The 9,044-nt window shown below is 40.8% G+C and carries 8 protein-coding genes; 6 read left to right on the forward strand and 2 right to left on the reverse strand.

The genetic code is table 11. From position 1 onward, the window contains the following. Window positions 1–237 precede the first annotated feature (237 nt). Window positions 238–1,041 (forward strand): Uma2 family endonuclease, encoded by an 804-nt coding sequence (locus HWQ36_RS00355; RefSeq protein ID WP_292696838.1) that lies wholly within the window; start codon window positions 238–240, stop codon window positions 1,039–1,041. Between the two features lie 165 nt (window positions 1,042–1,206). Then, window positions 1,207–2,061 (forward strand): bifunctional class I SAM-dependent methyltransferase/HIT family protein, encoded by an 855-nt coding sequence (locus HWQ36_RS00360; RefSeq protein WP_292696854.1) that lies wholly within the window; start codon window positions 1,207–1,209, stop codon window positions 2,059–2,061. Between the two features lie 103 nt (window positions 2,062–2,164). Here the strand turns inward: HWQ36_RS00360 and HWQ36_RS00365 are convergent, their stop codons facing one another. Further along, window positions 2,165–2,884 (reverse strand): Uma2 family endonuclease, encoded by a 720-nt coding sequence (locus tag HWQ36_RS00365; protein ID WP_292696840.1) that lies wholly within the window; start codon window positions 2,882–2,884, stop codon window positions 2,165–2,167. A 544-nt stretch (window positions 2,885–3,428) separates the two neighbouring features. Here HWQ36_RS00365 and serA point away from each other — a divergent pair. The 4 genes from serA to HWQ36_RS00385 all read left to right on the forward strand — a co-directional run bounded on the left by serA (window position 3,429) and on the right by HWQ36_RS00385 (window position 8,441). Continuing rightward, window positions 3,429–5,009 carry a phosphoglycerate dehydrogenase gene (gene serA, locus HWQ36_RS00370; RefSeq protein WP_292696842.1) on the forward strand — a complete coding sequence of 527 codons (1,581 nt, stop codon included), beginning with the start codon at window positions 3,429–3,431 and terminating at the stop codon, window positions 5,007–5,009. Window positions 5,010–5,213: 204 nt separating this feature from the next. Beyond that, entirely contained in the window at window positions 5,214–6,134 is a 921-nt protein-coding gene (gene prmA, locus HWQ36_RS00375) for a 50S ribosomal protein L11 methyltransferase (protein WP_292696844.1), read from the forward strand. A 266-nt stretch (window positions 6,135–6,400) separates the two neighbouring features. Beyond that, window positions 6,401–7,645 (forward strand): hypothetical protein, encoded by a 1,245-nt coding sequence (locus HWQ36_RS00380; protein ID WP_292696846.1) that lies wholly within the window; start codon window positions 6,401–6,403, stop codon window positions 7,643–7,645. A 37-nt stretch (window positions 7,646–7,682) separates the two neighbouring features. Next, entirely contained in the window at window positions 7,683–8,441 is a 759-nt protein-coding gene (locus HWQ36_RS00385) for a phosphatase PAP2 family protein (protein WP_292696848.1), read from the forward strand. A gap of 190 nt (window positions 8,442–8,631) precedes the next feature. On the opposite strand, the gene HWQ36_RS00390 is transcribed toward HWQ36_RS00385, so the two are convergent. Then, complete coding sequence (locus HWQ36_RS00390) at window positions 8,632–8,904, reverse strand: hypothetical protein (RefSeq protein WP_292696851.1); 273 nt, start codon at window positions 8,902–8,904, stop codon at window positions 8,632–8,634. Window positions 8,905–9,044 lie beyond the last annotated feature (140 nt).

Raw genomic sequence — 9,044 nt, forward strand, 5'->3', positions numbered from 1 at the left:
GTTTCTGTTTTGGCTGCGGCTCTCCCAAACTCAGACCCTCTGCCATAATCCCTCTATCAATAGGGTTTGAGACGCGCTAACCCTGTCATACTCACGCCTGCTAAGTGCTTGACTACGAGTATATACACCTGTCAGAGAAATCTTTCCAGATTTCTGGGTTTTTAGCTTAAAAGCGATGCTAGCTGAAGATTTGTTAAAAATAACTAATAACTGTGCATTGATATTAGGAGTAGTTTTATGGTTCTACAAGTTAACCCCATCCAAAAAGAACCAACTGTTACTTGGGAAGCACTTCCAGCCGACTTCATTTTACCAGACGATCCAGTGGAAAATATTCAACAACCTGCGATCGCGGCTGCGCTTACCGATGCTTTGGGAAGCACAGGACGCATCCAACCTCAAATGCTGATTGGCTCTAATTTTGGACTTGTAGCCACAGTCAACAAAAAAATCGTTGTTAAAGCACCAGACTGGTTTTATGTTCCTCAAGTGCAGTCTGTAGGAACAAATGTAGTTCGTCGCAGCTATACCCCGAATTTAGAAGGCGGTGCTGTAGCTGTAGTGATGGAATTTCTCTCAGACACAGAAGGTGGAGAATTATCAGTCCGCTCAACTCCACCCTACGGTAAACTTTATTATTACGAAAAGATTCTCCAAGTTCCAACCTACGTAACCTACGACCCTTACGAACCAAGCATAGAACTACGGTGCTTGCAAAATGGACAATATACCTTGCAGCAAGCAGATAGCAATGGACGCTTTTGGATTCCTGAGTTAGAGTTATTTCTCGGAATTTGGCAAGGTGAAAGATTATGTCAAACCATGAATTGGCTGCGCTGTTGGGATACAGAAGGAAATTTACTGTTGTGGAGCAGCGAACAAGCCCAACAAGAACGCCAACGCGCTGAACAAGAACGCCAGCGTGCTGAACAGGAATGCCAACGCGCTGAACAAGAACGCCAACGTGCTGAACAAGAACGCCAGCGTGCTGATATATTAGCAGCTAAGTTACGTGAGCTAGGTATTGACCCTGATGCGTAGGCGTAGCCCGCACTTCTCTACGAGACGCTGCACGTAGCTTGCTTCCACGTTCGCGGAGCGTGCCGTAGGCAAGTGGTACGACTTGGCTCAATGACCATCGTAGACATCGCATAACCTCAATAAATGCTGGGAATAATAATTTTGGGACATCAGCACCAAAATTACATGACACAGCAAAAAAATCAGTTCAGCCATCTTACTGCGATCGAAAGAAGTTATCTATCATTTCCGGCACAGTTTTTATTGAATCAAAATCTTCTCAAAGGCAAAATACTAGACTTTGGTTGTGGCTTTGGTAATGATGTTAAGATATTGCGCCAAAAAGGTTGTGATATTACAGGCTATGATCCTTATTATTTTCCAGAATATCCTGATACTAAATATGATACAATAATTTGCTTTTATGTTTTAAATGTTTTATTTACTGAAGAACAAACTAATGTTCTTATGGAAGTATCAAACTTATTAAAACCAGGAGGTAAAGCTTATTATGCTGTCAGAAGGGATATTAAGAGAGAAGGTTTTCGAGAACATTATGTTCATAAAAAACCTACCTATCAGTGTATTGTCAAACTTCCATTTCCTTCAGTTTGCTTAGATGAACATCGGGAATTATATGAGTATGCTCACTATAATCATCAGCGAAATTCATCTAATTATTGTATATTCTGTAATCCCCATAAAACTCTCAAACTAGTAACTGAATCAGCAACTGCTTATGCTATTTTTGATGGCTATCCTATAAGCAAAGGACACGTTTTAGTTATTCCTAAACGTCATGTTAGCAGTTACTTTGAATTACCATTAAAAGAGCAATCTGCTTGCTGGTTTATGGTGAATAAAGTACAAGAAATTCTCAAAGCAGAATTTGAACCTGATGGCTTTAATATAGGAATGAATATCAATCGAGCCGCAGGTCAAAATATTATGCACGCCAGTATTCATCTCATCCCTCGTTACAAAGGTGATACTGTTGGCTCTAAAAGTGGAATCAGGAACGTTATTCCTAAAAAGCAATAGTTTTTTGGTTGAAGCTTCAGCAGCAAACCCGGATTTAGAATAAATACATAAATCTGAAAAACCAGATTTATCAGTCTTGTTGAAATATTGCAAAATATTTCAGTTAACCCAGATTATCTGGATCGATTCCTAGCGCTCTTAATTGTTCTGTCAATTGTTGCACCCGTTGTTCTGCTTGTTGAGCGCGTTGTGCTTCTTGTTGAGCGCGTTGTGCTTCTTGTTTTACTTGTTCTGCGGGCGTGAGATATCGTTGTTCTTGCTCATCATACCAATACATCCATTCCCGCGTTACGCCGCAATAATTTCCCCTTTCGCAACCAATTCCTAAGCCGATTTCTGGTAGCCAAACGGGGTTTCCCTCTTGCAATTCATACTTACCATTAACTAACTTATGTACTTCCAGATGAGGTTTGCGGCGGCGACGGGAGGAATAAATCACATAGTAAAGTACACCCAAAGCCTCATATTCATCCAATTTAGTGGTGTATTCCTTGCGATAAGTTTGAGAAACTACTTCTAGCACGAAAATCGGTACAACATTTTCATCCCACAGCACATAACTGGGACGCAACTCTTCATCATAAAACCGCTCTACCCCTAAGCTCAAAAACCCATCTGGAACAATGGCCGGTTTATCTGGGTGATAATAAATACCCATATCTATGGCAAATAGCCAGTCCATGCGTTCTGCCCAAAGTATCAGCAGGATCGCCTTCAGCAAACCTGGTATCAATTCTTGCAGCTCATTATCCACAGGCGTTTCGTCAGAGTCTGGTAGTTCCTCGGCTGAGGGCAAGTACCTTGGCAAGTTGTAGTTTAACATCGCTGGTTTCCCCAAAAATCAAAGAATATTTGGCTCATCAGAATTATAGCGATTTCTCCACTAGCAATATCTACAAAGGGCTGTTTGGTAAATATTTTATTTTGACTAAGTGATACCAGTTGTGGTATTGATAAGTAACTAAAATTCTACAGATATAATAGTTACTAACTCATTTCTTAGTTGTGCAGAGCATTGCCTCAACTAAGGTTGCAGCCTAGTCAAGAATACAAGCGTTTCTACCCCAGCACGGAAATTGCTTAAGCAGATAAAATTTTGGTAACTCTTAACTATTAATAAATATATAGGTGCTTAGTGCTATTAATGCTTTATATTTAGCGACAGGGTGGTGCAAACAGCCACTCATATTCAAATACTTAGGAGGCAGTAACCATCGGGAGCAACTCACGCTTCGATACCATCAGCACGTAGCGTAAGTGAAGGTTAAGTTGATATTAAAACAAATAATTTTTGCTGAATTGCGACAGATAAAGACTAAACTAAAAAGTCTTGTGCAGCAAAACCTGTAGCTTTAAATGAAGTAATCATGTCTAAGGTTCTTGTCTCAGATTCTATTGACCAAGCTGGAATTGACATTCTTTCGCAAGTTGCTAGTGTTGATGTCAAACTAGGTCTAAAACCAGCCCAACTGCTCGAAATTATTGGTGAATATGACGCGCTGATGATTCGCTCTAGTACGCGCGTCACTCAAGAAATCATTGAAGCTGGCACTCAACTAAAAATCATCGGTCGGGCCGGTGTGGGTGTGGATAATGTGGATGTTCCCGCAGCCACACGTAAGGGAATTGTAGTAGTCAATTCTCCAGAGGGAAACACAATTGCCGCGGCTGAACACGCGCTAGCGATGATTTTGGCTTTGTCTCGCCACATCCCCGATGCTAACGCCTCGGTGAAACGCGGTGCGTGGGATCGCAATAGCTTTGTGGGCGCGGAAGTCTACAAAAAAACTCTCGGCGTTGTCGGTTTGGGTAAAATTGGCTCCCATGTTGCAGCTGTAGCTAAGACAATGGGGATGAAACTCCTAGCTTATGACCCTTTTATTTCTACAGAACGAGCCGAACAAATTGGCTGTCAGTTGGTGGAGCTAGATTTACTCTTCCAGCAAGCAGACTATATCACCCTACACATCCCCAAAACCCCAGAAACCACCCACTTAATCAATGCCACAACCTTGGCAAAGATGAAACCCACAGCCCGGATTATTAACTGCGCTCGTGGTGGGATCATTGATGAAGTAGCTTTAGCAGCAGCCCTAAAAGCGGGTAAAATTGGGGGTGCAGCCTTGGATGTGTTCGAGTCAGAACCTCTGGGTGAATCGGAATTGCGATCGCTAGGTAAAGAAGTTATCCTCACCCCCCACTTGGGAGCCTCTACCGCAGAAGCTCAAGTGAATGTGGCTATTGATGTTGCCGAACAAATTCGGGATGTCCTTTTAGGACTACCAGCGCGTTCAGCCGTCAACATTCCCGGACTCGGCCCCGATGTGTTGGAAGAACTCAAGCCTTATATGCAACTAGCAGAAACTCTAGGTAATCTAGTAGGACAGCTAGCTGGCGGACGGGTAGAAGTACTGAATATTCGTCTGCAAGGCGAACTCGCAACCAACAAAAGCCAGCCTTTGGTAGTAGCTGCCCTCAAAGGATTACTTTACCAAGCTTTGCGGGAACGGGTAAATTACGTCAATGCCAGCATAGAAGCCAAAGAACGCGGAATTCGGGTAATTGAAACCCGCGATGCTTCCATCAGAGACTATGCCGGAACGCTTCATCTAGAAGCCACTGGTACTTTAGGTACTCATTCTGTCACAGGTGCTTTGCTGGGTGAGCGGGAAATCCACTTAACCGATGTTGACGGTTTCCCGATTAACGTCCCACCCAGCAAATATATGCTGTTTACCCTGCACCGCGATATGCCGGGGATTATCGGCAAACTTGGTTCCTTACTCGGCAGTTTTAATGTGAATATTGCCAGTATGCAAGTAGGCCGTAAAATCGTCCGTGGTGATGCGGTAATGGCTCTGAGTATAGATGACCCTTTACCTGAAGGCATTTTGAATGAAATTATAAAAGTCCCTGGTATTCGGGACGCGTATACAGTAACACTTTAATTTTGGATTTTGGATTTTGGTGAGGTAGCCCCCGTCTTGGCGGTTCCCGTCGATGGGGGACTGCCGAACCCGTTCGCGCAGCGTCTCCCCTTGGGAGAAGGGATTTTGAATTGGTAATGGCTAATTGCTCATTGTTTTTCGCATTGGTCACTAACTGTTACCAAGTCCCCAATCTAAAATCTAAAATCTAAAATCTAAAATTATATGGCGAACACCTGGTGGGAACTACAGATTTTATGTGAGCCAGACCTAGAAGATTCGATCTTTTGGCGACTGGAAGATTTTGGCTGTCGTGGAACAGCTAGTGAAAACAAAGGAGATTCATCTTTAGTTAGGGCTTATTTATCGACAATTCAAACACAGCTACTAGATTTGGCAGCGTTGTCACTGTGGCTGCGTCAAGATGCCCTTTGTGTAGGAGTTTCATCACCCTCTCTGCAATGGCAGTTAATTGATGAGGAAGATTGGGCAACTAGCTGGAAACAATATTGGCATCCGCAAGAAATCGGCGATCGCTTCCTAATTAACCCCGCATGGCTACCATTACCAGAAACAACAGAACGGTTAGTGATTCGTCTTGATCCTGGTGTAGCATTTGGTACGGGCAACCATGCCACAACTCAGTTATGTTTAGAATCCCTAGAAATGCGGCTGAGTGGAGTTTCTCAGTCATTTGTGGGTAATAGTGGCAAACATGAACATCTGGTAATTGCGGATATTGGCTGTGGTTCTGGTATCCTTTCCATTGGGGCGCTGCTACTGGGAGCAGAGAAAGTCTATGCAGTAGATAATGACCCTTTAGCGGTGCAATCAACTATCAGTAATGGTGTCCTGAATGACATTGGCCCAGAACGTTTACTACCAGCACTGGGAAGTGTAGACGTTTTGACAAAACTAGTTGAGAAACCAGTGGACGGTATCGTTTGCAATATTTTGGCGAATGTGATTATTGAATTGATTCCAGAAATGAGTGCGATCGCAAAACCTGAGACTTGGGCGATTTTCAGTGGTATTTTACTAGAACAATCTAAAGCTGTTGCTGATGCTTTAGAAAAACATGGTTGGGTCGTAGCTACTCTGTGGAAACGAAAAGAATGGTGTTGCTTGAATGTACGCCGTTCTTAACCTACGCAAAACTACACGTTGTAGGGGCAATTCACATAGACGCATACGCAGAGTGTCTCCAAGAGTTGCAGCTTTCCAAAGGGTATTGCCCCTATCTGAAAATGAAGGTTTCAGCTAGGGTTTGCGAAAGTCATGTAGAACAAATTGATGATTTAAAGTCATCAATTAACAAATCTTCAGATGAATAGATGTATTTTTGTCTAGTTAATTGCTACTTGTCATATAAAATTGACTCAAATTGAATTTCTATTTATTCAAAATCTAATATGTTTGCCAGAATCCGCCGAATTTTAAATCAGTTTTTTAGTAAATCAAGGACAATCAACAACGAACCACTGAATAAAGTAAGTTTGATTGTTATTATTTTAATTGATATTTTTATCTTGATTAATGTTTTTACGGGACTTGATGATATTAGCAGATGGCATATTAGCCCGACTGAAGCTTATCCATGTTATTCAGAGTGGCAAAATTATCGGGCGAAAACCACTCAAAATAAAGACTATGAAATTCTTAGACTTTCATTACCCTACGAGCCGAACAATCAACTCAGTTTTCAGCAAAACTATCAACAAGCCGAAGTAGGACATCTTGGGAAGGTTTTTAAAACGTGCTTGCAATATGCCGACTACAAAGATAAAATTAACAATCCTGAAAAGCAGCAAATCACTAAAACTATCGATCAAAAGCAAGCTAAAATCAGCGCATTTGAACAAGCTAATAGTACTATTAAATCCCAATATGACTCAACGTTATTAGAAAAAATTGCAGGTCAGGGTCGTGAACAATCAATTAATCAAGTTGGGGCTGAAAAAGCTAAACAGCTATTAGAACAAAATAATGGTAAAAATTCTACCCTTAAGCAAGAAATTTCTGCTCTTAAAAATGAACTGCTTGCCAAACCAGAAAGCATTAGTTTTATCGCCTTTCTTAAAGATGACAATCAATTCCGAGAAGTTGACAAAGGCTATCAGCAGGCATCATTTTGGTATCCAAGTATCCAGCTTGCTTTTCAGTCACTCTTTCTGCTACCTTTGATTCTCATTGCCTTATCAGTTCACAAATTTGCTCAAAGAAGAGGATATGGACTTGTATCGCTAATTAGCTGGCACTTGCTAGTTATATTTTTTATTCCACTAATTGTTAAAGTATTTGAATTTCTGCAAATAGGTGCAATATTTAAATTTTTATTTGATATTATTAGCGCCCTGTTTGGTGGTTTACTTTTTCTGATAAATTATGTTTATATCTTGCTGATTCCAATTATTGGTTTTGGAATTATCCAGTTTTTTCAAAAGTTTGTCTTTAATGCTAAAGTCCAGGCAGCTAGTAGAGTTCAAAAATCACGCTGTGTCAATTGCGCTAAGAAAATTCGACAGCCTGATACTTACTGTCCGCACTGTGGCTATTATCAATACATTGAATGCCAAAACTGTCATAATCTTACTTATAAACATTTGTCTTACTGTAACCATTGCGGAACTTCTCAAGATACCACCAGTAATTTGTAATCAGTGAAGTATTTAAGCAGTATTTTTAACTTAAGATATGGAGAAAGCCAATAAAGAGAGTCAGTCACCGCTTGCTTTTCTCAAAAATCTGTTGATTGCTCGTTGGCGATCGCTCTTACTTCTGTTGATCGGAGTTTATTTACCTTTGCAGGTCTTTGAAATTCTGACAGTGAAGATATGGGAGAATCAAGCAGGCTTCCCGTGGGATGTGCCTATTCTGTTAGCAGTTCATTCTACAGCCAACCCCCAGCTTGATGTTTTAGCAGTGACGCTGGCTATAATTGGGTTGCCTTGGATAGCGATACCGATTTTGGGTGCGATCGCAATAATATTATTACTACAAAAACGCTGGCGATCGCTAGCTTATTTACTCACTACCTCAGTAGGAAGTGTGATCATCAACCGCACAGCAAAGGAATTAATGCATCGAGTGCGTCCCCAATTGTGGCAATCCATTGCACCTGAGTCTAGTTTTGCATTTCCTAGCGCTCATGCCATGACGAGTGTAACTCTGGTAGCAATTTTGATATCCTTAACTTGGGCTAGCTCTTGGCGCTGGTTGGTTCTCGTCTTCGGCAGCTTATACACAATAGCTATTGCCTGGTGTCGTCTCTATCTGGGGGTACATTTTCCCAGTGACATTATCGCAGGTTGGATGGTTACATTAGGTTGGGCTATTGGTGCCAGCATAATTATCAAACCACATACGACTAAAGTCAAATCCGTAGATAGCGATCGCCCCAAGGATGAAACTACCTTACTCCCTGAAGAAAAAAAGTTGATAAATGAGGAGTAATTTTATGTCTGCTTAAAGACATTTATATCCTTATAAATACCCATTAAAAAGGGAGAAGATGATTCCGCTTTCTTCCTTTTTAAAAGCTAGAGTAGATTAATGAGTGCCTAAATCACAACTAAACCTTTTTTAGAACAACTTTTAAATAAAAGGTATTTAAATACACCCATAAGTAAATTTTCCCGACCTATTACGATCCTTGTAAAAGGGCATTGATTGAATTTATACTCTGTTTAATTTGTTCTGTTAAATAAATTCTTAATAAGTCAAGGGTTTCGCCTGAAAAATTGAGTAATCCCAAAGCATATAATAGGCTTGAAATCCCAATAAAAAGAGCCAAAAGTCTACCAAAGCAACCAGGATTAATTTCAATAAAACCTAATTTAGACTGCCCGATTACAGCAATCGTTACAAAAACAATTCCTGCTATTAAAAATGTGCTATTTGGAGTTATATCTGTCATATTACTATTAAGATGCCTCAATATTTTTATTGTAGCTATTATTAATCTAAATGTGTATCCTGGCTATAACACAATACGCTTAGGTTATAGCGGTTATCAGTCTTCTGAAGTACAGTAGCAGCAGTGAGTAAACCAACCGA

The organism is Nostoc sp. NMS2, assembly GCF_017115105.1.
Lineage (GTDB): Bacteria > Cyanobacteriota > Cyanobacteriia > Cyanobacteriales > Nostocaceae > Nostoc.